Raw genomic sequence first — 23,525 nt, forward strand, 5'->3', positions numbered from 1 at the left:
CATGATTATTTTTGTAGCTGTTTGTCGAATCTTGTATTGTAATAGAACGTTAATGCAAAGGCGATTATGGCAACGGGAATCGAGTATAAGGCAATCTCAGTCGGTGCAACGGGATGCCCTAATGACTTCATGGTACTAGACATCAATAAGACACCACTTGATGCGATGAAGAGGTTTTGTGAATAGAAGTTACCAATATTATCGATTGCAGCCGAACGTCCTTTGATCAAATCGACTTCTTTGGGTGAAAGGGTATTTTTAACACTGGCAGATGCTTGAGCCATCGGATTGATCAATGGTCTGATAAATTGAACTTGACCAGATAATGAGATACCAAAGGCACAAGTTATCTCTCTGATAGCCAAATATAGATTCAATATTTTACCTGGTGAAAGATTCTTGAGTCGAGATATGCCACTAACCGCGGCTTGTTTCAATCCATGACGCTCGACAACTCCGATCATTGGTAGTGTGATCAAGAATAGGGAAACCATGCGATTATCCATGAATCCTTGTCCAATTAATGATAGTAGGTGTGTGATCGACATACCAGAAGCTAATCCAGTTGCCAAGGCAGCCGCAATAACAACTGCCAAAGTATCTAGATGGAAAGCAAATCCTAGAATAATAATGACGACACCGATTAATTTAAGATATTCCATATAGTTTCTCCTTGAATGTAATTTCATTATTAAGAATATTCTAATAATACAATTAAATATTAAAAAAGTGAAGCATACTTCTAATAATATACAAAATGGAACAATGTTTTGAAATTTTCCATAAGCTTAATATTTATCAATTTTTATTAAATGGCCAGTCTAAATATCGATAAAGTTATATGTTCAGTAAATAAATTTAAAAAATAATTTATATCTATTCTAAGTTGGTCTGACGGCATTCTAATACATCTATTATGCCAATCTATGAAGATAATTATATTTTTTGCTTGAATGGACTATACCACAATGCTACACTGTGTCTTGTAACCGGTTACAAAGTTACTTTTGAGGGAGTGAGATTTATGTCAAAGGATAAAGATTCAGGCCTTAGTAAATTCGTTGAAGAAAAACTAATGCCTGTAGCTGTTAAAATTGGTGGTTTCAAACCATTGATTGCGATTCGTGATGGTATTGCACTATCTATGCCATTGATCATTATTGGTTCTGTATTTCTTATTTTAGGAAGTTTGCCAATTACACCTTGGACCGATTGGTTAGCTGCTACTACTTTCCATGGGGTATCAGTTGCAGCAGTATTTGGCAAGATCACCAACGGTTCATTCGGACTATTGGGTGTGATCGGTGCGTTTGGTATTGCATCTAGTTATGCTGAACAGTACAAGACAGATGGTAAATCAGCCGGTGTTATCGCTGTATCATCATTCTTCGTACTTACACCAAGCATTATGAGTGGCGACAAGGTTCCTCTAGAAGGTATGCCTTATGGTTACTTAGGTTCAAAAGGATTATTTATTGCTCTTATTATTGGTTTAGTTACAGGTTATGTTTTCCAATGGTTTATTAATCACAATATTCAAATTAAGATGCCAGAAACAGTTCCACCTGCAGTTTCTAAATCATTTAGTGCCTTAATTCCAGGTGCTGTTATTATTACGCTATTCGGTTTAATTTACGCAATCCTTGAGTGGACAGGTATTGGTAATGCCCATGATCTTCTATTGCATATCTTATCTAAACCATTAGGCTTGTTAGGTGATACACTTGGCGGAACAATTGTTGCTATCTTGCTTAACAGTTTGTTCTGGTTCGTTGGTATCCATGGTGGTAACATCATCAACCCTATCATTTCACCTATTTGGTTAATGAACACTGATGCTAACCGTCTATTGTTCAAGGCCGGCAATTTGGACCTTGCACATGGTGGTCACATCATCTCACAACCATTCATTGATAACTTTGTTTATATGGGTGGTGGCGGTGCCACAATCGGATTAGTTCTATGTATTGGTATCTTGGTAATTACACACCAAGCCAGTGAACAATCTAAAGTTTTGGCACCATTAACAATCACACCAGGTTTGTTCAATATTAACGAACCTACAATGTTCGGTTTACCAGTTGTTTTGAATACAACACTTATCATTGCCTTCATTCTTGCACCTATCGTTAACGCAATTACAACATACTTCGCAATGAAGACAGGTATCGTTCCTCTATGTACCGGTGCCGTTGTTCCTTGGACAATGCCTCCAGTAATTTCAGGATTCTTAGCAACAAATAGTTGGACAGGATCAGTATTACAATTAATTAACGTCGTACTTGACGTCTTGATTTACTTCCCATTCATGTATACTTTGAACAAACAACAGAAGTTGGAAGAAGCAGGACAACTATAGAGAGTACTATAGAGAGTGTTGAAAGACGGGAACTTCTGAGCATTACCTAGATTAATGATGGTGCCAACGAAGTTGGTGCGATTATTAATCGTAGTAAGCGCAGGAAGTTGTCTTTCATAAACTCGTTTTAACTAGAGAGTGCAACAAAGCGGTTAACTTTTGAGCATTACCTAGGATAATGATGGTGCCAACGAAGTTGGTGCGATTATTAATCGTAGTAAGCGCAGGAATCTGATTTGCGCAACTCGTTTTAAACTAGAGAGTGGAGAGAGCCGGGAGATTTTGAGCATTGCCTAGGATAACGAATGTATCACGGAGTGATGCATTTGTTATTCGTAGCAAGCACAGAAATCTGGCTCTCGCAACTCGTTTCAAAAAACAAAAAAGGTTAGGAGAACCAGTATGGTAAAAAGATTAATTAGTGCAAACACAAGTGAAGTTTTGGCCATGGACGGTCAAGAACTAAAACAAAGTATCAAGGCTAGTGAAGGACGTGTCGTTCTAAGTGAAAACGTTACTGGACATGAAGCAACTGACGGACTTACAACATCAGAAATTGCTGCTGCATTCGGTGCTGATTTGATTTTACTTAACGGACTAGATGTCTTGAATCCAGTAATTCTTGGCTTGTATGAAGGTGAAGAAACTTTGGCAACTGCCAAGGCTCACCATGACGGACAAAGCATCAAGAGATTGCAAAAATTAGTCGGCAGACCTATCGGTGTCAACCTTGAACCTGTAGATCCAAATGCTGATATGTCAGAGGATAGATTGATTATCCCTGAAGGTCGTATGGCTAGTGAGAAGACACTCAAAGAAGTTGCCAAGCTTGGATTTAACTTCGTTGTCTTAACTGGTAATCCTGGTACAGGTGTTACAAATGCTCAAATTGCTGCCAATATTAAAGTTGCTAAGGCTAACTTCAATGGTTTGGTTATTGCTGGTAAGATGCATGGTGCCGGTGTTAACGAACCAGTTGTAAGTAAAGAATCTGTTGAAAGCTTCCTAGAAGCAGGCGCAGATGTAATCTTAGTTCCTGCAGTTGGTACAGTTCCAGAATTAGACGATGCAGAACTCAAAGAAATCGTCAAACTAGCTCACAGCAAGGGCGCTTTGGTAATGAGCACAATTGGTACTAGTCAAGAAGGCTCTGGCGCAAGTTACATTGAAAACATTGCTATCAGAAACAAAATTGATGGTGTTGATATTCAACACATCGGTGATGCTGCATGGGGAATTCAATCACCATTTGAAAATATCTATGCATTGAGCAAGGCAATTCGTGGCGAACGTCATGCCATTCAACGTATGGCTCGTTCTATCAACAGATAAAATTTAACAAAATAAATACCGATTCAGAGGTGTAAAAACTTCTGAACCGGTATTTTTGTTTATCAAGATTTATTTGTGATAACTAACAGAACTATTTTGACCTGGAAAAAGTTTCGAATGAGATCCAGCCCTAATTGCAATTAGAATTAATTCATCTTCATCAATAGTATATATTACTAAAACGTTATTAATGTCAGTAGGTTGTTTACCGGACGGAGTGTCTCTGAGATGAAATTCATAATAGCCAGCCATTCTTCGCTCTAATTTGTGGTCTTTGAATTCCTCTGGCAATTCATGATTTTCCAGCAGGAATTCTATAGCTGATCTTATTTCGGGAATAATACTTTTGTCCAAACTAGCTAATCGTTTTAAATCACGGTTAAAAGTGTCACGTGGTTTGAATTTTAGTTTTTTCATTGAGTGAATTGTCCCCAATACTTATCATCAGATTCTACTATTTGATCATCAGGGATAGCGTTATGACGGATCAATTGATCTCTAGCAATGGCATATTCCAGAGAATCCTCTTTTGCATTGACGATACTTTCGTACCAATTTAATTTTTCTTGTGAAATAACGGCGGCAGTACGACTCTTGGATCTTGCAATATAAACAATTTCGTTATCGTCGTTTACACTGTCCAAATATTCTTTTAAGTGTTCTCTAAAATCACTTTGAGTGACTGCAAATGTCATATTAGTACCTCCTGTACCTATTATTGTACTTAATATTGTACATCATAATGGAGGTAAAGTCTTGTTTGGAGATTTTCTCTGTGAATTTTGATGATGTTATTTCCTATTTTTATCTCCAAAATACAACCATTTTTGTAAACAAATAAAATTATTTTCAGAAAAAACTTACGAAAACTTTTTTTTTCTGGTATATTAATCCACTGTTGCAACAAAAACGGAGGTACTTATGAGTAAATCTCAAATTAACACAAAACCAGAGCATCCATATTTGGCTTTAATGGGTGTTTTGATCGGTGGATTCGTAGGAATGTTCAGTGAAACTTCACTTAACATTGCTCTTCCATCCATTATGAAAGCTTTTTCTGTCGAAACTGGTACAGCACAATGGCTTGTTACAGGGTACATGCTTGTTATTGCCATTGTTCTACCACTTTCAAGTTTATTAACGAAACATTTTTCAACTAGGGGATTAGTTCGTTTCGGACTACTTGACTTCATCGTTGGATCAATAATTGCCGCAATTGCACCTAATTTTGCAATCTTGCTATTCGGCCGTATGATCCAAGGTATCGCTACAGGCCTTATTTTGCCATTGATGTTCTCAATCGCTATGAGAATTTTCCCACCTAATAAGTTAGGTGCAGCGCTTGGTGCTGCAGCTCTTGTTATTATGTTTGCCCCAGCTATCGGACCAACAATCTCCGGTATTATCTTGGGTGCATTATCATGGAGATGGATTTTTGTTTCATTCATTATCTTCCTATTAATAGGATTAGGATTCATGGAAAAAAATCTAACAAATGTCTTCGAAGTTACTAAACCAGATGTTGATTGGTTAGCTATTGGACTTTCAACAATTAGTTTTGGTTTGATCGTCTTTGGTGTCAGCTATTTGAGCAGTAATGTTCCAGTTGCAGTTATTGCACTGATTGCTGGATTAGTTATACTTGTTGTTTACATCAGACAACAGTTGCATGCAAAGATTCCTACATTGGACTTTGCCGTGTTGCGCAGACCAGAATTCGTTACTGGGTCAGTACTTGTTATGCTTAACTTCGGTATTACTTTATCCGCTATGTATATCTTACCAATGTACTTACAAAATGGTCTTGGTGTAGCGGTTGCTTTGACAGGTGCCGTTATGTTACCAGGTGGTGTTGTTAACGCACTTGTATCATTTGGTGCTGGTCGTGCATACGACAGTATTGGTGCTAAGTGGATGGCACGCCTGGGTTTCTTAGTTTCAGCTATTGGTGCCGTTATGTTCCTATTCAGTAATCAAAACAGTTCATTAGGTTATATCATTGCTGCACATATCGTTCTTATGATTGGTGTCCCACTAGCAATGTCACCATCACAAACATATGGTTTGAATTCATTGAATGAATATCAATCAGCTGATGGTTCAGCTATTATCAATACTTTCCAACAAGTTATCGGTGCCGTCGCAACTGGTATCGCAACGTTGTTGTTGAGCGCTGGTCAAAGCAGTTACTTTGCTAATGGTGGACATTCAACTGCTCTAGCATTTACAAATGGTGCACATTACGGATTTGCCTTTACATTAGTATTGGCCATCCTAGGATTCCTATTAGCATTCCGTGTTCATTCAAAAGGATACGAAGCTGAAAAGGTTGCTAAAGAAGAATCGAATGCGAGCAAAACAACTAAGCTAGAAACTGAAAACAGTTTAGGTTAGAATTATATATTATATGAAAACAATTGATACGGTTTTCAGTGGCTGATCGAGCATATATCGATTGGCCTTTTTTTATCAAATAAGATGTAATTTTTCGGCTATCATAACTTGTTTAAAAAAAGATAGTAGAGAAACACAATTAATCCTAGTATAATGGAAATTAGTTGTTGAATAATTTGACCAATTCCTTTACAATAATAGGGTTGAATAATAAGACAATACTAGTAAAGGGAGGAGGGATTTAGATGTCACAAAATACACATAAAGGCTATACAGGCCACCGCCGTCCCGTTAACTCAAAAAACGGTGAAGAACGCATGGCAAAAGCTCAAGCCGTTAAAGAATTCCTTAAGAGTCGTGATGAAAAAGCTGCTAAGTAATTATGCAGTTTGAGTCGATGGACATTTGTCTGTTGGCTCTTTTTTTATGCACTTTTTTTTGATTGCCGCTTCCGATTACGAAACATTTTACCTGCCGTGGGGACCGGATTGAGCCAAAAGTCGGTCTCTATCCTCGACTTGAAGCTTTGCTTTGCAAATCTCCAAGCTCGTCCTGTGGCGGGACGCCACACTCACGGCTGGTAAAATATTTCGTAACCTCCAGCTAATTTGATTCTGTATAAGAATAGGTGTTTTTCTCTAACGATTGTTAAGTAGTGTGGGATAACATGGCCATGGTTAACTAGCGATGGGGGGCTATTAACGAATTCAATTATTAGCCATTAAAGTAGCCGGAAGTCGAAAACAATAAGCAGGCTGTGAAAGTGGTGTTAGGGCGGTAGAACTTTACCGGCCTTACAGCACAGGACGACTTTTGAAATCTGCGGGGTTATGCAGAGTTCAAAATCGAATCTTCAGGCCGCACTGTGGCTGAAGATGGTCCCAAAGCCTGCTTATTGTTTTCGACTGTAAGCGGCAAAAGAAGAGCAAAAAAGCCATGACAAATGTCATGACCATTATTCAGCCTGTAACTTATTGTAAACATCACTAGGCATATCTTTTTTGAATACTTCTTTGTAAGTATAAACATAAGCACCCTTAGTAGTTACTTCAAGGTAATGATCTTGTTTCAATTTACCCATACCTGTGAATTGAATAGGATGCTCGTTACCTTCCTTATCATAACTAGTTAAGTTGTAATCATAATTACCGTAGCCATCTTCATCTTTACCCTTGGCATTGTCTATTTTTACGTAGCGTGCTTCTTTTTTAACTAGGAAATTGTATTGGCCCAGTGCCTGTGAAAACTGGTCTGTGCGGTCTTTAGTGTACGCACAAGCACCCACATATGCCAATCCTATAATTGTAGCTGATAATAACAAAAACTTTAGTAGACTTCTCATTTATCCTTACCTCCTGAGAAATATACTAAAGTTTTTTTGATAAATTCTACATCTGTTTCACTTACATTCTTCTTACAAAATCGTAAGTTACTGATCGGCTGAGTAAAGTCGGTTATTTAAGTCCCCACCAATCGAAGTTGATCGTATAGTCTACGATTTTATTGAAGATATCAGCAATAATATTTAGCATGATCAACACCTCCAACATATATTAAATGAATTTCTTTACAAGTTCATTATACCGCTTTTTTGGAAACGCCAACACATATTTGGTTTAACCCCAGACTTCTTCTTGAATTGATTTAACTAATGCGAGCTTGTCCCATTCTTGTTGTTCAGTTAGAACATTTCCTTCTTCTGTAGAAGCAAATCCACATTGGGTTGAGAGCCATAGTCTGTCTAATGGAAGATATTGGCTGGCTTCTTTGATACGATCGATAATTACTTGACGATCTTCTAATTCACCTTTTTTGGAAGTGATCAATCCTAGAACAACACGCTTGTCTCCAGAAACTTTAGCTAATGGTTCAAAATTACCAGCACGTGTTGAATCGTATTCGAGAAAGTATGTACTTACGTTTTCTTTGGCAAATACTTTGTCAGCGACAGGACCGTAACCACCGGCGAAGGCAAAGTCGGAATGATAATTGCCACGGCAGATATGTGTGTTGATAGTCAAATCCTCGGGTAAGTCTTTAATAGCACCGTTATTTAATTCTAGTAGTATATCTTGAATACCTGAATTGGCGTACGCTTGACCATCTGGAGTTGCTAGAAATTTGTCATCTAAAAATAGTCCCCATGAACAGTCATCAAGTTGGATTGTACGTGCTCCTTCGTCGTAGAAGGCTAGAATTGCATCATGATAGGCTTGTTCGATATCAACGTAGAGTTCTTCATCTGAATCATAGAATTCCTTGATTTTGTCGGCATTCTTTCCACGGAATAATTCGATATATAGTTGAGCAGGAGCGGGAATCGTTTGTTTAGCTTCAACATCAGTTCCGTCAGTCAATGATTTTAAGAATTTGAAATGTTGAATGAATGGGTGAGTGTCCTTGTTAAACTTGATTTTTCCTGAAAGAATAGCTGTGTCGTCACGTGTCTCTTCATGAGCAAAGTTATAGCCCTCACCGTAATGAATGTGATCGATACCCTCAAAGCCCCAGAAGAAGTCTAGGTGCCAGTATGAGCGACGGAACTCACCATCAGTAACATAGTCTAGTCCGGCATTGATTTCTTTGTTTACAAGGTCTTTGATAGCTTCATCTTCAATAGTTGTGAGTGCCGCTTGGTCAATATTTCCAGCTGCGAAGTCTTTACGTGCTTGTTTTAGTACATCTGGTCTTAAGAAACTTCCTACATGTTGAAATCCAATTTTAGTTTGTGTTTTTGTCATAATATTTTCCTCCGTATATTTACTTATTTAATTCCAAAAAAAAATCGTCCCTACATGCACAGAATTACTCTGCGATGTAGGGACGACTACCGTGGTACCACCCTAATTCATATTTTGATCACTCAAAATACCTCAACGACACTAACATGTCCGGGATGATATCGCATCCTTGCGTACCTTTGGCTTTCACCTAGGTAAGACTCCAAGTTCATCTTCAGTTAAACTTTCGTTCCGCCTTTTCACCATCTAGCGGTCACTCTTCAAACTACTCGTTAACTTACTCTTCTCTTCAACGTCTAATAGAATTAAACAAGTTTTAATTATTAATTGGTGAATAAATTACACCTAGTCCAAAACTTTGTCAAACAGTTTCGGCAACTTTTTTTGTGTGCACGATATTCTTAGTTAATTTGCCACTCAACAGTGCAACTTGTGTATCCATGGCTTCATAAATCATATTGTGAACAGCCTTTTTAGTATAGAAGGCTGTGTGTGGTGTGATGATAACATTGTCACGTTTAGCTAGATTCTTGAATTTTTCGTTAGGTACTGCATCAATACTGCCGAAGTCCTTTTGGAAAATACCATTTTCATGATCAAGAACATCTAGTCCGGCACAAGCAATTTTGCCAGAGTCTAGTCCGTCAATTAAAGCATCAGTGTCAACTAGACCACCACGGGCGCAATTGATGATGTATGAACCTTGCTTCATTTTACTGATAGCATCAGCGTCAATCATATGGTAGTCCTGTGGTTCAAGTGGAGTATGCAATGAAATAATGTCAGATTGTTCGAGTAACTCGTCTAATGAATCAACATAAATACCAAGATTTTCTAGGGCAGGGTTGGGATCAATATCATAAGCAATGACTTTGGCACCATATCCAAATTGCATAATACGGGCAAAGACGCTACCAATGTGTCCAGTTCCAATAACACCAACGGCTTTGCCACTGATCTCAGTACCGATAGTGGGTGCCCATTGGAAGTTTCCATGCTCAAACTTTTTGTCGAATTCTGGTACACGACGGAGCAAACGTCCAACTAGAAAAGATGCGTGTTCAGCGATAGCGTTAGGTGAATAGACAGGAACATTAGTCAGCGTAAAGCCAAAATCATTGAGGTCCTTATAATCAAAGCCATCTGTACCAACATTTCTAACTGATAACTTACTAATACCGAAATCATGCAGTTTCTTTAGAGCTTCACGAGCGTATGGTGTGCGCTGAACGGTACATACACCGTCGAAGCCCTTAGCATTATCTGCAGTTTCAGGAGTAAGGATGTCAGTTGTATAATCTATGTCTACGTCTGGATTCTCTGAAGCCCATTTTTTCAGTGGTGCTTCTTCATCTCCACGAACGCCAAATACGTAAATTTTCATAACAATAGTCCCTCTTTCTTTGAATCAGATTAGAAAATTAATTATTCTCTAATAAACTGTGTTAATAAGTGTAACGCAAATTTTTAAAAATAAAAGGGTAAATTTCAATACAAATAGTCAAATGATATGTATGATATTCTGTAATTGAACTTGAGGTGGATGTGATGGAAAATAAAAGTACCTTACCGCAATTGTTGGCATGGCAGATAATGATTGTCGTCAATAGTGCCGTTATTTTATACGTTATACGAACTTTTAATAACTATTCATTAGTGTATTTCTTACCACGAACGCTTATATGGGGAATTATTGGCCTAGTTCTGTTTGTAGGATATATGTTGATTCAGGCAATCATTGGATTCTCGATTCATAACTTAAATGATGGTAATGGTGCTTGGGCAGTTGTATTACTTCTAGCAGGATTCGTTAGTCCTCTGTATATAATTCCAGCTGTGTGGGCATTGATAATGAAGTATGTATTCAAAAAAGGGTAAAAAAATAACATCTTAGTCGTTTGACTAGGATGTTATTTTTGTTTTAACTCTTTAATATCGTTATTTTCTGTAATTAGGAGTTTTAACTTTTCAATAATTATGTTGTAATCGTTTATAGATATATCAGTATTGCCAGCTTCTAAATCAAGTAAGTAATCAAAGGGAATATCTAGCTTTTTGGCAATGTTTTCTTGATCAAATGGAGTATTGTTTTCTAATTCAATAATTTTCATAGATAAATCAAATTGTGGAGAATTCATCTTATTTTGTAAGTACTTATCATTCTTTGCAATTGAGCTTTTTAAAATACCTTTTAAATCCATAAGTTTATTCTCCTTTTATCCAATTTGAAATATTCTTTCGACTTAGATTCTGCCTTACTATATCAGATTCTTGAATCAATGTATTTAAAAAGGATTCAGAATTGCCTTTGTATGCTGATTTATTGAGGTAAATTGCTAGACAGATACCCTTATCCATATTAACAAAATATTGTAACTTCATGGTGAAAAAGGTCACTCGGATGTGATTAAAATTGTCATCTATCCGTATTTCGTAATGATGGGTAAATTTTCTAAGTTTTTTGAGTATTTTGAATGAGTGATTTTGACCAAGTCTATCTTTGACAAACACTTGTAGATAGCCTTTCTGTGATAATTCAACAATTTCCTGATTTTTATCTATATTCATAAAATAAATTTCTTTAAGAGCACGAGAAAGTATATCGTTATATAAATGATCACTTTGTATTTTAGTTGAATTGCTTATGTATAAGTAATGGTTATAATCATTCGATGGTAACTTTTTTAGATAGAAAAATTTTTTAATCATAAGTATCTCAACCTGAATCTTAGATTCATTCTTTCCCATAGTGTTATAAAAGTATAACGTTACTAAAATGTGTAAACAATATAATTACCAAAGTACAATTAATTAGTTATTCAAATTAGTGATATTTAAATAACAAGGGTAAAAAAATAACATCTTAGTCATCTGACTAGGATGTTATTTTTGTTTTAATTTTTACTACGTGGATTCAAAACGATATTCATAATAATTGCAGTGAAACTACCAACAACTAATCCGTTATTCAAGATTGTTTGTAACGTTGAAGGTAAGAAATGTAATAGGGTAGGTTGAACGGTAACACCTAATCCAAGACCAATCGAAACAGCCATGATTAATAAGTTATCGCCACTCATATCAACTTTTGTAAGCATCTTGATTCCTTCAGCACCAACTGTACCAAACATTATCAGCATAGCGCCTCCAAGTACGGATGTTGGAATCAATGTAGCGATAGCACCGACCTTGGGTATTAATCCTAACAGGATTAGTAGAAAGGCTGAGAAGTAAACGGGTTTGTTCTTTTTGATTCCTGACAATTCAACAATGGCAACATTTTGAGAGAAAGTTGAATATGGGAATGTGTTGAAAATACCACCTAAGATAGCGGCGATACCCTCAGATGCATATCCGTGTTGCAAGTCCTTTTCATCTAGTTCACGATGAGTTATTTCTGACAAGGCGTAATAAACACCGGTTGATTCAATCATACATGTCAATGATGCTAATAACATGATAACGATAGATGACCATTCAAACTTAGGAGTTGAAAAGTAGAATGGTTGTGGTAATTGGAACCAGTGAGCATTGTGGACACTAGCAAATCCCATCGTTCCCATGGCAATGGCCGCAATAGTACCGGCAACGATACCAATTAGGATCGAGATCTGTTTGATAAATCCGCGTCCCCAAATATTGATTACTATAATAAGAAGTGCTGTACCAAATCCTAACAATAAGTCAGTTGGATCACCGAAATTCTTTGCGGCAGCATTACCACCACCAATATTCTGGAAGGCAACAGGAATCAATGTGAATCCAATCAATGTGATCAATGAACCAGTGACTATTGGTGGGAAGAACCTTTTGAGTTTTGAGAATACTTTCGATATTAATAGGATGAAAATACCGGCAGCAATAATTCCACCGTACATATATCCAATCCCAAAGTGCTGTCCGATATTTTGTAACGGCGTTACATATTCGACAGCGGAACCAAGCACAACTGGTAATCCAATACCAGTCAATGGTGTACGCTTGATTTGCAACAATGTTGCGACACCACACATGAAGATGTCGACTGAAATTAAGTAAGTCATTTGTGTGGCAGTGAAGTTCAAGGCTGCACCAAGTAAGATAGGAATTAAAATATCCCCGGAATACATGGCCAGCAAATGTTGAAACCCTAGTAGTAGATTCTTGAAGAATGAATCTTCAGAATCGTGCATTTTTAAGTCCATTTTGTACCTTCCCCGATATATTAATAAAAATAGTTTATCATTTACGAACTTAATTTGTTATTAGTTATTTAAAGTTCGCTATTTGCTATTTATTTTACAACTTTACTTTAAAAAGTATATCACTAATTCGGAATTAAATGGAAGAGAGACTTGAATGATAACCGTTTTCAATTATGATAAAATATAAACTAGTATTAATTAGGAGGATTTCACAATAATGAATAAAAATCATTTGGATGATGCTTGTACAACTATCCTAGTTGGTAAGAATGCCAGCATGGACGGTTCAACTATGATTGCCAGAAATGACGATACATTTTTTGCAGTCGCACCACATAGTTTTGTATTAAACCCAGCTGTTAAGGGTGAAAAGGGACGCAAAGTTAAGTCATGGCTTAACGGCTTCGAGGCTGAAGTTCCAGAAAATGGCTACAAATGGCCTGCTGTTCCTAACGTAGACTACAAGAAGTTCGGTTACTATGACGAAAGTGGTATTAATGGTGCTAACGTTGCTATGTCAGCCACTGAAAGTACATATGGTAACGAACGTGCACTTGCATTTGATCCACTAGTAAAAGATGGTATGGACGAAGATGTCATCGTTCGTATGGTATTACCTTATGTTGATTCAGCAAAAGCTGCTGTTAAACGTACTGGTGATTTGATTGCTAAGTATGGTTCACCTGCTGGTAATTCAGTATTGTTCAGTGATAAAGACGATGTTTGGTATATGGAAATTGTTACTGGTCATCACTGGGTTGCTCAAAGAATCCCTGATGATAGTTATGCAGTTTGTGCTAACCGTGTTTCAATTCAACAAGTTGACTTCGATGATCCATCACAATTCATGTGGTCAGAGGGTATCCAAGAATTTGTTGAAGCAAACCACTTGAATACAGACAAACATGGATTCAACTTCAGACATATCTTCGGTACAGATAATATGAAGGATCGCCACTACAACACACCACGTGTATGGTTCGGTCAAAAGTTCTTCAATCCAGAAATCGAACAAGATCCAGAAGATGGTGAGTTGCCATTTATCATGAAGACAGAACACAAGATTTCTGTTGATGATATTGAATATGTACTTGGTTCACATTACAACGAAACACCTTACGATCCATTCAGTACAGATGCTTCAGATGATGACAAGTATCGTTACCGTCCAATTGGTTTGAACAGAACACAAAATTCACACGTTCTCCAAATCAGAAATGATGTTCCTGATGAATTCGCCGCTATTATGTGGTTATGTATCGGATTCCCAACATACACACCATACATTCCGTTCTACACAAATATGAATGACACAGATGCAAGTTACAAAGATGCATCTCTAGAATTCAATTTCAAAGATGCTTACTGGATGTATAACGCATTGTCAGTTCTTGTTGAATCACATTACTCAGAATTCATTCAAGCTGACATCGACTTCCTAACAGAAGTTCGCCAAGACTTGCGTATGAGTGTTGCTGAAACTGATAAGTTAGCTAAGAATTATTCCGGTGATGAGCTTGTAGAATTCTTGACTGACAGAAACCAAAAAGTTGTTAAAGAAATGTCAGATAAGACACACAAATTATTTGGACAACTTTATACAAAGGGAATTACACTATCAAAACTTACATTTGATATGGATAAGAACCTATAAAATTAATCGACCTGTGATGAAATTTCATCACAGGTCTTTTTTCTGAAAATTTTTATAATGTATTTAATAAGCATTTTCAATAACTAACCTGTATAATATCTCTATTAATGCTTTTTACATTTTCAGGAGGAAAAATTAATGGAAGAAAGTAAGAAAATGACCAAGAAGACTTTGCACAAAGGTTTTCTTTTGGCCTTCCTTGCGTCAGTTACTTGGGGTGTTTCAGGTGCTGTTCAGCAAATCGTTGCAAAGGATGCAAATATTCCCGCAATGTGGTTTGTCGGCACTAGAACTCTAGTTGCTGGTGTCATCCTTTTAGTGATTGCCTTATTTGTACTACCTAAGAAAGAATTCTTTTCAATTTTTAAATCGTGGAAGGATACTTTGATACTTGTTGCCTTCTCGATCTTTGGTTTATTCGCAAATATGTATACATTCTTTTATGCGATTCAAACAGGTAATTCATCAACTGCCACAATTCTACAATATTTATCACCACTATTTATTATGGTTGGTGCCATCGTCTTCACACATAAAAAAGTTCTAAGAATTGATGTTATTTCATTTGCATTAGCGTTGATCGGAGTTGTGTTGTTGATCACACGTGGGGATATTTCCCACTTATCTATTCCGTTTGAATCAGTTCTTTGGGGTATTGGAAGTGGTATAACAGCTGCTTTATATGTTGTTATTCCCCAAAGATTGATTGCTAAGCACAATGGATTATTGGTTACCGGTTGGGGAATGCTGATTGCTGGTGTCTTCTCAAACTTCTTTACACCGGTTTGGGTGAATCCACCACATTTATCAACTAAGTCATTAATTGGCGTTATAACGGTTATTCTTTTGAGTAACGTTCTTGCCTTTTTAATGATGGTATTCAGTACCAAATATACAACTGCTGCAACCATCAGTATCACGGACGCTGTACAACCGTTTACAACCCTTGTGCTGAGCGTGATTTTCTTATCGTATAGTGTCAATATTCCCGAGATTATCGGTGCAGTTATCGTTGTCTTTGCTATCTATATCTTAAACAGATATGATACTAACGGAGACTAAAATAACAAAGGAGAATGACAAATTATGAAAATTTTTGCTTACGGAATTCGTGACGATGAATTGTCATCATTGAAGAAGTGGGAAGCCGCAAATCCTGAGATTGAGGTTGGTTATACTGGCGATACATTAACACCAGATACCGCCAAATTAGCTGAAGGTTCAAACGGTGTTGTTACATTACAAACAACTCCATATGAACGTGCTGCTTTGGAACAATTGAAAGATTACGGAATCAAATCTATTTCTATTCGTAACGTGGGATTCGATAATTTTGACTTCAAAGATTTAAATGATTTTGGTATGAAATTAACTAATGTCCCAGTATATTCACCAAATGCTATTGCTGAACATACAGTTCTATTGATAGGAAGATTGCTACGTCGTGTTCCAGAAGTCGATGCTAAATTCGACAATGGCGACTTCACATGGGCACCTACTATTGGTAGAGAGTTCCGTGAACAAACTGTTGGTGTTATCGGTACCGGTCATATTGGACGTGTAGTTATTCAAATCTTGCAAGGATTCGGTGCAAAAGTCGTTGCGTATGATGTTTATCACAACGATGACATTGAAAAGCAGGGATTATATGTTGATAGTCTAGAAGAGTTGTACAAACAATCAGATATCATCACATTGCACGTGCCATTATTTGATAGTAATAAGTACATGATCAACAAAGATGCCATTGCACAAATGAAAGATGGCGTCTTCATCGTCAACTGTGCTCGTGGTGAATTGATCGATACAGATGCCTTGATTGCTGGTTTGGATGATGGCAAGATTGGTGCTGCCGGCTTAGATGTTTTGGATAATGAAAACTCTGTCTTCGGTAAGAAGTGGGGCAGTATTGATAATCTTCCAAATCCTAAGATCAAGAACTTGGCAGAACGTATTAATGTTATCATCACACCACACAATGCTTTCTATACAGAAACAGCGGTTCACAATATGATTACTGTTGCTTTTGATTCAAACAAAGCCTTGATCGATGGTGAAACACCTAAGAATATTGTTGATACTACAAAATAAATAATAAATATCTTCAGAGAGTGGAACAAAGTATGTTCAACTTTCGAGAATTAAACTAATAGGGACTGTAATCCGACTTTGGATTACGGTCCCTATTTTTTGTCTCAAATTTTTCGTATTATAGACAAATTCACATCACAAATTGTTCACATTCAGACTTTATAATTCTTCTCATCATAAGAAAACAATATATCGAATCGGATATAAATACTCTTTAAGGAGAATAATAAATATGGATGATGAAATTAAATATTACTTTCTAACATCGGCTATTAAACAAATGAATACAACGTTTAATATTGTGATTGCTACAACTGAGCCGGATGATTCTATCCAACAAAGCTTAGATGATGCCAAGCGTCATATAGAAATAAATCTGCATCAAATCGATGACGATTTTTCAATTGAAAAGAAGGATTTACTAGTTTCAAAATTTCAAAATGGCGACCAAGGACCTTTGATAAAGTCAGAAATTTTTCAGCTGGTATATGACAAAACAATAGGCGCAGAACAAATGACGCATCACTATTTCAGTGCATATTTTAATGGCAAGTATGATCCAACTGGATTAGTTAAAGGTTGGGCGATGGAAGAAGCTTTTGATGCTTATTTGAAACCACTATTGAATCGATTGGACATTGAAGGTGTCTCTTTAAGAAGCAGAGATGATGTAAAAGTGGCTACTCGACGTGGATCTGATCATCGATGGAGTGTGAATATTGCAAATCCGGATGATAAAAATAAAATATTGACCACTTACTATATTCAAAATTGCTCGGTATCAACCGTGAATAATTTGAATTTTGAACGAGTACCACGTAGTCAAGTTGGTCGAATGGAACAAGTCACGATACTAAGTGATGATATGACTGATTCCGTTGTGTGGGCTAATGCCGGTATTTCGGCAGGAACCGAAAAGTTTCCAGAATTAATTAATTCCGATTGTTTGACTGGGATGCTAGTTGATGGAAAATTAGGTGTAATTAATTTCCGAGATGGATCGTTTAGTAACAAAAAAATATTTCTAAAATAGAAATGAACGTAGTTAAACTATAGCTAGTAATAGTTCAGTAATACAAATGTTTATTAATTTTCGAAGTTCCATCATATTTTGTTCATAAAATCCTTTTACAATAAAGTTGTGAAGCTGAAGTACACTTCACCACTAAAACTTAAAATTAAAACTTATAAACAACTCAAAATAAAGGAGTAGTTGCCTATGACCGAATTTATGAACAAAACAATTAATAGCATGAATATCCCATTTACCATTCGCCTTGCACTCAAGCAAAGTAATGATGAAGCTGAAAATATTATGATTGATACTTATGAAGAAATGAACCGATTCTTAGAACAAATGGATTTGAAGTTTTCACCATTTCGTGAAGATTCCCTAGTTTCGAGATTCCAACGTGGGGATAGAGCACCACTGTTGAACTCAGAAGTCTTTGAATCAGTTTATTCAAAAACTGTTATTGTTGGAGAACTCGCTAATGGTTCATTTGATGTGTATTTTAATGGCGATCCGACCAGACTGGTTAAGAGTTGGACGATTGAACAATCATTCGACAAGTTTCTAGTTCCACTCTTTGAATATGATGATATTGTTGGTATTTCATTAAAGGGTGGTGGTGATACCAAGTTTGCGGTCAGGCCATCGACCGATTTTGAATGGAAACTTGGGACATCACTTAAAACTTACAATTTGAGATATGGTGCGATTTCAACGGCCAGATGTAACAGTCGTGCCAAATACCTTGAAAAGGATAAGTTAGATGCTATTCAAGAAATCTCAATTGTTGGGGATAATCTTGTGGATACTAATATTTTGGCGAATATCGGATTGGCCGCAGGAACCCACAAGTTCACTCATTTGATTGAAAATTCGTACCTTAGTGGTATGTTGATCGATAATGAAGAATCAATTATCTTTGCAGAAGGAATTTTGAATCGTAACAATCATGCAGAAAAAGTTAGAGTTAAATAATCGAAAAAAATATTGTAGGCGGGTGTATGTTTTTACACTGCTTACAGTATTTTTTGTTTTCAGACGTAGGCGAGAACGAATCTAGTCGTCCCAAACCTCGACTGAATCATCATAACCATCTGGATTACCATGCCATAAGAAGTCTCCGTACCAAAGGCTACGTTTGTCAATATCGAATCCATTGATTTCGGCAACATCGGCGTCACTTAATTCAAAGTCATAAATATCAGCATTTTGAATAATACGTGCTTCGTGGACTGACTTAGGAATAGTGATGATTCCACGTTGTAGATCCCAACGTAAAATAACTTGGGCTACTGACTTGTTATACTTGTCAGCGATAGCTTTCAAGCGTGTATCACTAAGAACGGCTCCACCGCCAAGTGGTGACCAAGCTTCTAGATGGATGTTGTGCTTGTCACAGAAGTCTTTGATGTCAGCTTCTTGGCAGAGTGGATGGAATTCCATTTGGTTCACAGCAGGTTTAACTGATGCGTTCAAGAGAATGTCCTTCATTTTGGCAATATTGAAGTTAGAAATACCAATTGCACGAGCTTTGCCATCGTGATAAATCTTTTCTAGTGCACGCCATGTTTCAAGATATGTGCCATCAACTGGCCAGTGAATCAAAAGTAAGTCAACATAACTAGTTTGAAGACGTTTCAGTTGTCCTTCAAATTGTTCTAGAGTTGAGTCGTAACCTTGATCACCATTGAAGATCTTAGTTGTTAAGAAGATATCTTCACGTTTCATATTATTGTCGGCGAGGGCCTTCTTGAGTCCTTCACCAACACCAGCTTCGTTGCCGTATTGTTTGGCTGTGTCGATAGCCTTGTAGCCATGCTTGATCGCCCATTGGACGGATTGAGATGCACCGGCATTATTCACTTTCCAAACACCTAATCCTACTTGTGGCATTTGAACACCATTGTTCAATGTAACTGTGGATTCCAAATTTAAAGTCATATTAATACCTCCATATAAACATTTTAACGCAAAGCATTTTGTGATTCTTGTAAATCGTCTGTCTATTTGGTATAGTTCGGATTGTTTATATGTAACAGTTATAATAACCAGTTCATATACGAAAGGTATAGTTAAATTTATGAAAAATACATTCACAAGTGATAATGAAATTAAATCAGAAATTATTAATCTTTCCGCTATCTTGAATTTGCCCAAAGGAACCGAGACATTTGTCAGCGATATTCATGGCGAATATGATGAATTTGCTCATATATTACGAAATGGTTCAGGAAATACTAAGCAAAAGGTCAGTGAATTATTCACTGGTCGTTTGACTGATGAGAGCCAGAAAAAATTGGCTTTTCTAATTTACTATCCGTCAGAAATATTGCGCCAAACTAAGAACAAATTTGAAAGTAATGATGATTTGAATCAGTGGTATATGACGACTTTCAACAATTTGATTGAGATGTTGCAGTATACTGCCAACAAATATACACGTTCAAAAGTCAGAAAGGCTATGGATAGTGAGTTTGTTTATATAACAGAAGAGCTTTTGTATGCTGATCCTAGTGATGGGACTAAGCATCTATATTATTCGGAAATCATGGACAGCATCATTCGACTTAAAATGGCAGACTCATTTATTATTTCAACTTGCCATACAATTCAAAAGCTGGTCGTAGATCATCTACACATCATTGGGGATGTCTATGATCGTGGACCACATCCTGACTTGATAATTGATCACTTGATGAATAATTGTGGCAGTCTTGATTTTCAGTGGGGCAATCATGATATCCTTTGGATCGGCAGTGTCTCAGGATCAAAGCTCTGCATGGCCAATCTTGTCAGGATCAGTGCACGCTATGATAACTTGGATATTCTTAGTGAATCGTATGGAATCAACTTTGATAAACTAGAGAAATTTGCATTGAAGAACTATCAACCACTGAAGTCATTTTGTCCCAAGTCAGACACTGGAACGCAGATAACACCTGAGATAGAACAACGCAATAATTGTGTCCAACAGGCAATCGCCATTATGCAGTTCAAATTAGAGGGTCAGGCAATTAAGCGTAACCCGGATTTTTTAATGAGCTCTCGGATGATGTTAGGCAAACTTACCAACAGTAAAAAACATATCAATATTGGCGGCAAAAAATACGATATCGTTGACGGATGTTTCCAACTCGTAGATTCAAATGATCCTTATAAATTAACTAAGGAAGAATCAATAATCATCGATGATTTAATTGAACAATTCATTAATTCTAAGAAATTATGTAAGCATATGAAATACATGGTCGATAATGGGTCAATGTACCTTCGTTATAACGGTAACTTATTGCTTCATGGCTGTGTTCCAGTCGATAGTCAGGGTGAGATGTTAAGTCTGAAGCTTGCTGGTAAAAAGTATTCTGGCAAGTCACTATTTGACTTCTTCGATAAAGTTTTGAGAGCAGCGTTTAGTAATCCTCAAACTAAAGATTGTTATAATTCAGACATTCTCTGGTATCTTTGGACTGGCAAACTCTCGCCATTATTTGGTAAGGGTGATATGACGACCTTTGAGCGCTATTTTATTAATGATAAGTCATTACAACATGAGAAGAAAAATCCCTATTATTCGTTGCGAAAAGAAGAATGGTTTGCGGACAAGTTATTGCAGGAGTTTGGATTGGACGTTAAAACCGGCCACATTATTAATGGTCATACACCAGTTAAACTGGGGCATTCACCTATTATGGCTAATGGCAAGATATTCGTTATTGATGGTGGGATGTCTAAACCGTATCACAAGACTACTGGTATTGGGGGCTACACGTTGCTCTATAATTCTTACGGATTACAACTAGTAACCCATGAACCATTTACTACTCGTCAAAAGGCAATCAAAGATATGACCGACGTTGTTTCGACTAAGCGTGTTATTGAACAGTCTGTTAAACGTCAAACGGTGGGTGACACTGATATTGGTAGACAAATAAAAAAGCAGATAGCTGAGCTATCTGCTAGATTGAATTAGGTTTGTAAATGAGATACAGAAGCCGAGTCATGTTCAACATTTCCCAGGTTTCTTCCACTCTCTAAACGAGTTGCGAAAGTCAGCTTCCTGTGCTTGCTACGATCAGTAAATGCATCACTGCGTGATACCTTCACTAATCTAGGCAATGCTCAGAATCTCCCGCCTTTCTCCACTCTCTAAACGAGTTGCAGAAACCAAATGTCTCCGCTTGACTACGATAAATAATGGATGCATAAAGCACATCAATCATTTATCTAGGTCATGCTCAACATTTCCCGGATTTCTTCCACTCTCTAAACGAGTTGCGAAAGTCAGCTTCCTGCGTTTGCTACGATTAGTAAATGCATCACTGCGTGATACCTTCACTAATCTAGGCAATGCTCGGAATCTCCCGCCTTTCTCCACTCTCTATTCTGATAATGCTTTCTTAGGCAAAATAAGGTTCAATACGATACCGACAATTGTAGCAACACCGATACCTGTAAATTGGAATGTTCCTATCTTTAAGTAGGCATTTCCAATACCGATAACTAGAATAACTGAAGCAATCATCAAATTGTGTTTCTTATTGAAATCGACTTTGTTATCGACTAGTAGTTTTAAACCGCTTGATGCGATAACACCGAATAGCACGAAACTGATACCACCGATAACTGGTCCGGGGATTGTTTGAATTAGGGCACTTAATTTACCAACGAATCCGAACAAGGCGGCGAAGACGGCGGCACCAACAATAACGTAAACTGAGAAGATCTTATTAACGGCCATAACACCAATGTTTTCACCGTATGATGTAATAGGAGGACCACCGATCAATCCGGCAAAGATTGAGGCTGTACCATCACCGGCAAGTGTTCTGTGTAGTCCGGGATTCTTGAAGAAGTTTCTGTGTGTTAATTCATCAAGAACCATGATGTGGCCTAGATGTTCAGCCATTGTAACGAAGGCTATCGGGGCAAAACTCAAGATGGCATCCCAATAGATTTTCTTAGGCGTGTAGCTAATGAATGGAAATTCGAAGTTAGGTAACTTGAACCAAGGTGTGTTGGCAACTTGTGTGAAGTCAACAATACCAAAGGCAACAGAGATTCCGTATCCACAAACGATACCAAGCAAGATGGCAATGTTGCTCCAGAATCCCTTGAAGTACATATTGAATAAGACAGTTAAGAATAATGTGATCATTGAAATAATGAAGTATTTCAAGTCGTAGTGGCCATTGTTCATCATAGCGTTGTCGGCAGCATTACTTGCGACAGACAATCCAATAACGATGATAATAGGTCCAACAACGATAGGTGGTAGAGCTTTATCGATCCAGTCAGAACCGATGAAGGCAATCAGTAGTGCAACTACTAGATATACCAAACCAACTGCGATAGTACCTTGAGCGACACCGGCATATCCAGCTGTTTTCATTAGGGCAATACTTGGAACGATGAAAGAAAAACTTGAACTCATGTAGGCAGGAATTCTACCTTTGGTGATCAAAATATGAAGAATAGTACCAATACCGGAACTGAACAGTGCAATACCAGGATCCAATCCAATTAGTAATGGTACTAGGACTGTAGCTCCAAACATTGAGAATAAATGCTGTAATGATAGTAACCACCAGCTACTTAGCGGTGGTCTTTCGTATAGATCAATAACCGCGTCAGGATTTCTGTAAGTCTTGTCGTTTGTATCCAATTTGTTTTCCCCCATTTTGTATTAGAGAGTGAGGATAAGCACAGAGGTTTGCTTGTCGCAACTCGTTTTCGAAAGCCAACTTTCTCCACTCTCTGC

General features: G+C 37.2%; 23 protein-coding genes. 11 read left to right on the forward strand and 12 right to left on the reverse strand.

Annotated features, from left to right (window positions below; genetic code table 11):
* Positions 1-5 precede the first annotated feature (5 nt).
* The gene (locus EKM66_RS06325) at positions 6-662 is read right to left on the reverse strand and encodes a DUF969 domain-containing protein (protein WP_125762739.1); all 657 of its coding nucleotides are present in this window, start codon (positions 660-662) and stop codon (positions 6-8) included.
* A 362-nt stretch (positions 663-1,024) separates the two neighbouring features.
* Between EKM66_RS06325 and EKM66_RS06330 the strand changes: the two genes are divergently transcribed.
* Positions 1,025-2,359, forward strand: coding sequence for a PTS sugar transporter subunit IIC (locus tag EKM66_RS06330; RefSeq protein WP_125762741.1), 1,335 nt, complete (start codon positions 1,025-1,027; stop codon positions 2,357-2,359).
* Positions 2,360-2,761: 402 nt separating this feature from the next.
* Positions 2,762-3,691 carry a DUF7916 family protein gene (locus tag EKM66_RS06335; protein WP_125762743.1) on the forward strand — a complete coding sequence of 310 codons (930 nt, stop codon included), beginning with the start codon at positions 2,762-2,764 and terminating at the stop codon, positions 3,689-3,691.
* A 69-nt stretch (positions 3,692-3,760) separates the two neighbouring features.
* On the opposite strand, the gene EKM66_RS06340 is transcribed toward EKM66_RS06335, so the two are convergent.
* Positions 3,761-4,108, reverse strand: a complete 348-nt coding sequence (locus EKM66_RS06340) for a type II toxin-antitoxin system YafQ family toxin (protein ID WP_125762745.1) — start codon at positions 4,106-4,108, stop codon at positions 3,761-3,763.
* Positions 4,105-4,386 (reverse strand): type II toxin-antitoxin system Phd/YefM family antitoxin, encoded by a 282-nt coding sequence (locus EKM66_RS06345; protein WP_125762747.1) that lies wholly within the window; start codon positions 4,384-4,386, stop codon positions 4,105-4,107. The genes EKM66_RS06340 and EKM66_RS06345 overlap by 4 nt, the downstream gene beginning before the upstream one ends.
* Before the next feature lie 226 nt (positions 4,387-4,612).
* On the opposite strand from EKM66_RS06345, the gene EKM66_RS06350 reads away from it, so the two are divergent.
* The gene (locus EKM66_RS06350; protein ID WP_125762749.1) at positions 4,613-6,085 is read left to right on the forward strand and encodes an MFS transporter; all 1,473 of its coding nucleotides are present in this window, start codon (positions 4,613-4,615) and stop codon (positions 6,083-6,085) included.
* Positions 6,086-6,330: 245 nt separating this feature from the next.
* Positions 6,331-6,465, forward strand: coding sequence for a hypothetical protein (locus EKM66_RS12855; RefSeq protein ID WP_263854127.1), 135 nt, complete (start codon positions 6,331-6,333; stop codon positions 6,463-6,465).
* Positions 6,466-7,040: 575 nt separating this feature from the next.
* On the opposite strand, the gene EKM66_RS06355 is transcribed toward EKM66_RS12855, so the two are convergent.
* From EKM66_RS06355 to EKM66_RS06365, 3 genes are all read right to left on the reverse strand, one after another.
* A complete protein-coding gene (locus EKM66_RS06355) occupies positions 7,041-7,427 on the reverse strand; it encodes a YxeA family protein (RefSeq protein ID WP_125762751.1) in 387 nt (128 codons plus the stop codon).
* A 274-nt stretch (positions 7,428-7,701) separates the two neighbouring features.
* Positions 7,702-8,826, reverse strand: coding sequence for a 5-methyltetrahydropteroyltriglutamate--homocysteine S-methyltransferase (locus EKM66_RS06360; RefSeq protein WP_125762753.1), 1,125 nt, complete (start codon positions 8,824-8,826; stop codon positions 7,702-7,704).
* Between the two features lie 361 nt (positions 8,827-9,187).
* Positions 9,188-10,210 carry a D-2-hydroxyacid dehydrogenase gene (locus EKM66_RS06365; protein WP_125762755.1) on the reverse strand — a complete coding sequence of 341 codons (1,023 nt, stop codon included), beginning with the start codon at positions 10,208-10,210 and terminating at the stop codon, positions 9,188-9,190.
* 164 nt (positions 10,211-10,374) lie between these two features.
* On the opposite strand from EKM66_RS06365, the gene EKM66_RS06370 reads away from it, so the two are divergent.
* Positions 10,375-10,704 (forward strand): hypothetical protein, encoded by a 330-nt coding sequence (locus EKM66_RS06370; RefSeq protein WP_125762757.1) that lies wholly within the window; start codon positions 10,375-10,377, stop codon positions 10,702-10,704.
* Between the two features lie 32 nt (positions 10,705-10,736).
* Here the strand turns inward: EKM66_RS06370 and EKM66_RS06375 are convergent, their stop codons facing one another.
* The 3 genes from EKM66_RS06375 to EKM66_RS06385 all read right to left on the reverse strand — a co-directional run bounded on the left by EKM66_RS06375 (position 10,737) and on the right by EKM66_RS06385 (position 13,010).
* A complete protein-coding gene (locus EKM66_RS06375; protein ID WP_125762759.1) occupies positions 10,737-11,027 on the reverse strand; it encodes a hypothetical protein in 291 nt (96 codons plus the stop codon).
* Between the two features lie 4 nt (positions 11,028-11,031).
* On the reverse strand, positions 11,032-11,535 hold the full coding sequence (locus tag EKM66_RS06380) for a hypothetical protein (RefSeq protein ID WP_164505067.1): 504 nt from the start codon (positions 11,533-11,535) through the stop codon (positions 11,032-11,034).
* A 185-nt stretch (positions 11,536-11,720) separates the two neighbouring features.
* Positions 11,721-13,010 (reverse strand): nucleobase:cation symporter-2 family protein, encoded by a 1,290-nt coding sequence (locus tag EKM66_RS06385; protein WP_125762763.1) that lies wholly within the window; start codon positions 13,008-13,010, stop codon positions 11,721-11,723.
* A gap of 217 nt (positions 13,011-13,227) precedes the next feature.
* Here EKM66_RS06385 and EKM66_RS06390 point away from each other — a divergent pair, with 217 nt between their 5' ends.
* The 5 genes from EKM66_RS06390 to EKM66_RS06410 all read left to right on the forward strand — a co-directional run bounded on the left by EKM66_RS06390 (position 13,228) and on the right by EKM66_RS06410 (position 18,742).
* Positions 13,228-14,664 (forward strand): C69 family dipeptidase, encoded by a 1,437-nt coding sequence (locus EKM66_RS06390; RefSeq protein WP_125762765.1) that lies wholly within the window; start codon positions 13,228-13,230, stop codon positions 14,662-14,664.
* 138 nt (positions 14,665-14,802) lie between these two features.
* A complete protein-coding gene (locus EKM66_RS06395) occupies positions 14,803-15,726 on the forward strand; it encodes a DMT family transporter (protein WP_125762767.1) in 924 nt (307 codons plus the stop codon).
* A 24-nt stretch (positions 15,727-15,750) separates the two neighbouring features.
* On the forward strand, positions 15,751-16,755 hold the full coding sequence (locus tag EKM66_RS06400) for a D-2-hydroxyacid dehydrogenase (RefSeq protein WP_125762769.1): 1,005 nt from the start codon (positions 15,751-15,753) through the stop codon (positions 16,753-16,755).
* Between the two features lie 232 nt (positions 16,756-16,987).
* Complete coding sequence (locus tag EKM66_RS06405; protein ID WP_125762771.1) at positions 16,988-17,788, forward strand: FAD:protein FMN transferase; 801 nt, start codon at positions 16,988-16,990, stop codon at positions 17,786-17,788.
* Positions 17,789-17,974: 186 nt separating this feature from the next.
* On the forward strand, positions 17,975-18,742 hold the full coding sequence (locus EKM66_RS06410; RefSeq protein ID WP_125762773.1) for an FAD:protein FMN transferase: 768 nt from the start codon (positions 17,975-17,977) through the stop codon (positions 18,740-18,742).
* Positions 18,743-18,823: 81 nt separating this feature from the next.
* On the opposite strand, the gene EKM66_RS06415 is transcribed toward EKM66_RS06410, so the two are convergent.
* Positions 18,824-19,708 (reverse strand): aldo/keto reductase, encoded by an 885-nt coding sequence (locus EKM66_RS06415; protein ID WP_125762775.1) that lies wholly within the window; start codon positions 19,706-19,708, stop codon positions 18,824-18,826.
* A 139-nt stretch (positions 19,709-19,847) separates the two neighbouring features.
* On the opposite strand from EKM66_RS06415, the gene EKM66_RS06420 reads away from it, so the two are divergent.
* Positions 19,848-21,737, forward strand: a complete 1,890-nt coding sequence (locus EKM66_RS06420) for a fructose-1,6-bisphosphatase (RefSeq protein WP_125762777.1) — start codon at positions 19,848-19,850, stop codon at positions 21,735-21,737.
* On the opposite strand, the gene EKM66_RS12540 is transcribed toward EKM66_RS06420, so the two are convergent.
* Entirely contained in the window at positions 21,734-21,883 is a 150-nt protein-coding gene (locus EKM66_RS12540) for a hypothetical protein (protein WP_164505068.1), read from the reverse strand. The genes EKM66_RS06420 and EKM66_RS12540 overlap by 4 nt on opposite strands.
* A gap of 262 nt (positions 21,884-22,145) precedes the next feature.
* Positions 22,146-23,444, reverse strand: a complete 1,299-nt coding sequence (locus tag EKM66_RS06425) for a solute carrier family 23 protein (protein WP_125762779.1) — start codon at positions 23,442-23,444, stop codon at positions 22,146-22,148.
* Positions 23,445-23,525 lie beyond the last annotated feature (81 nt).

This window comes from Companilactobacillus hulinensis, assembly GCF_003946555.1.
Lineage (GTDB): Bacteria > Bacillota > Bacilli > Lactobacillales > Lactobacillaceae > Companilactobacillus > Companilactobacillus hulinensis.

Excerpts from the sequence above, each read along its gene's own strand:
- EKM66_RS06385 (WP_125762763.1), bottom strand. The coding sequence starts at position 13,010 with ATGGACTTAAAAATGCACGATTCTGAAGATTCATTCTTCAAGAATCTA.
- EKM66_RS06375 (WP_125762759.1), bottom strand. The coding sequence starts at position 11,027 with ATGGATTTAAAAGGTATTTTAAAAAGCTCAATTGCAAAGAATGATAAG.
- EKM66_RS06325 (WP_125762739.1), bottom strand. The coding sequence starts at position 662 with ATGGAATATCTTAAATTAATCGGTGTCGTCATTATTATTCTAGGATTT.
- EKM66_RS06400 (WP_125762769.1), top strand. The coding sequence starts at position 15,751 with ATGAAAATTTTTGCTTACGGAATTCGTGACGATGAATTGTCATCATTG.
- EKM66_RS06345 (WP_125762747.1), bottom strand. The coding sequence starts at position 4,386 with ATGACATTTGCAGTCACTCAAAGTGATTTTAGAGAACACTTAAAAGAA.
- EKM66_RS06335 (WP_125762743.1), top strand. The coding sequence starts at position 2,762 with ATGGTAAAAAGATTAATTAGTGCAAACACAAGTGAAGTTTTGGCCATG.
- EKM66_RS06425 (WP_125762779.1), bottom strand. The coding sequence starts at position 23,444 with ATGGGGGAAAACAAATTGGATACAAACGACAAGACTTACAGAAATCCT.
- EKM66_RS06390 (WP_125762765.1), top strand. The coding sequence starts at position 13,228 with ATGAATAAAAATCATTTGGATGATGCTTGTACAACTATCCTAGTTGGT.
- EKM66_RS06395 (WP_125762767.1), top strand. The coding sequence starts at position 14,803 with ATGGAAGAAAGTAAGAAAATGACCAAGAAGACTTTGCACAAAGGTTTT.
- EKM66_RS06355 (WP_125762751.1), bottom strand. The coding sequence starts at position 7,427 with ATGAGAAGTCTACTAAAGTTTTTGTTATTATCAGCTACAATTATAGGA.
- EKM66_RS06330 (WP_125762741.1), top strand. The coding sequence starts at position 1,025 with ATGTCAAAGGATAAAGATTCAGGCCTTAGTAAATTCGTTGAAGAAAAA.
- EKM66_RS06360 (WP_125762753.1), bottom strand. The coding sequence starts at position 8,826 with ATGACAAAAACACAAACTAAAATTGGATTTCAACATGTAGGAAGTTTC.
- EKM66_RS06420 (WP_125762777.1), top strand. The coding sequence starts at position 19,848 with ATGAAAAATACATTCACAAGTGATAATGAAATTAAATCAGAAATTATT.
- EKM66_RS06365 (WP_125762755.1), bottom strand. The coding sequence starts at position 10,210 with ATGAAAATTTACGTATTTGGCGTTCGTGGAGATGAAGAAGCACCACTG.
- EKM66_RS06340 (WP_125762745.1), bottom strand. The coding sequence starts at position 4,108 with ATGAAAAAACTAAAATTCAAACCACGTGACACTTTTAACCGTGATTTA.
- EKM66_RS06415 (WP_125762775.1), bottom strand. The coding sequence starts at position 19,708 with ATGACTTTAAATTTGGAATCCACAGTTACATTGAACAATGGTGTTCAA.
- EKM66_RS06405 (WP_125762771.1), top strand. The coding sequence starts at position 16,988 with ATGGATGATGAAATTAAATATTACTTTCTAACATCGGCTATTAAACAA.
- EKM66_RS06410 (WP_125762773.1), top strand. The coding sequence starts at position 17,975 with ATGACCGAATTTATGAACAAAACAATTAATAGCATGAATATCCCATTT.
- EKM66_RS06380 (WP_164505067.1), bottom strand. The coding sequence starts at position 11,535 with ATGATTAAAAAATTTTTCTATCTAAAAAAGTTACCATCGAATGATTAT.
- EKM66_RS06370 (WP_125762757.1), top strand. The coding sequence starts at position 10,375 with ATGGAAAATAAAAGTACCTTACCGCAATTGTTGGCATGGCAGATAATG.
- EKM66_RS12855 (WP_263854127.1), top strand. The coding sequence starts at position 6,331 with ATGTCACAAAATACACATAAAGGCTATACAGGCCACCGCCGTCCCGTT.
- EKM66_RS06350 (WP_125762749.1), top strand. The coding sequence starts at position 4,613 with ATGAGTAAATCTCAAATTAACACAAAACCAGAGCATCCATATTTGGCT.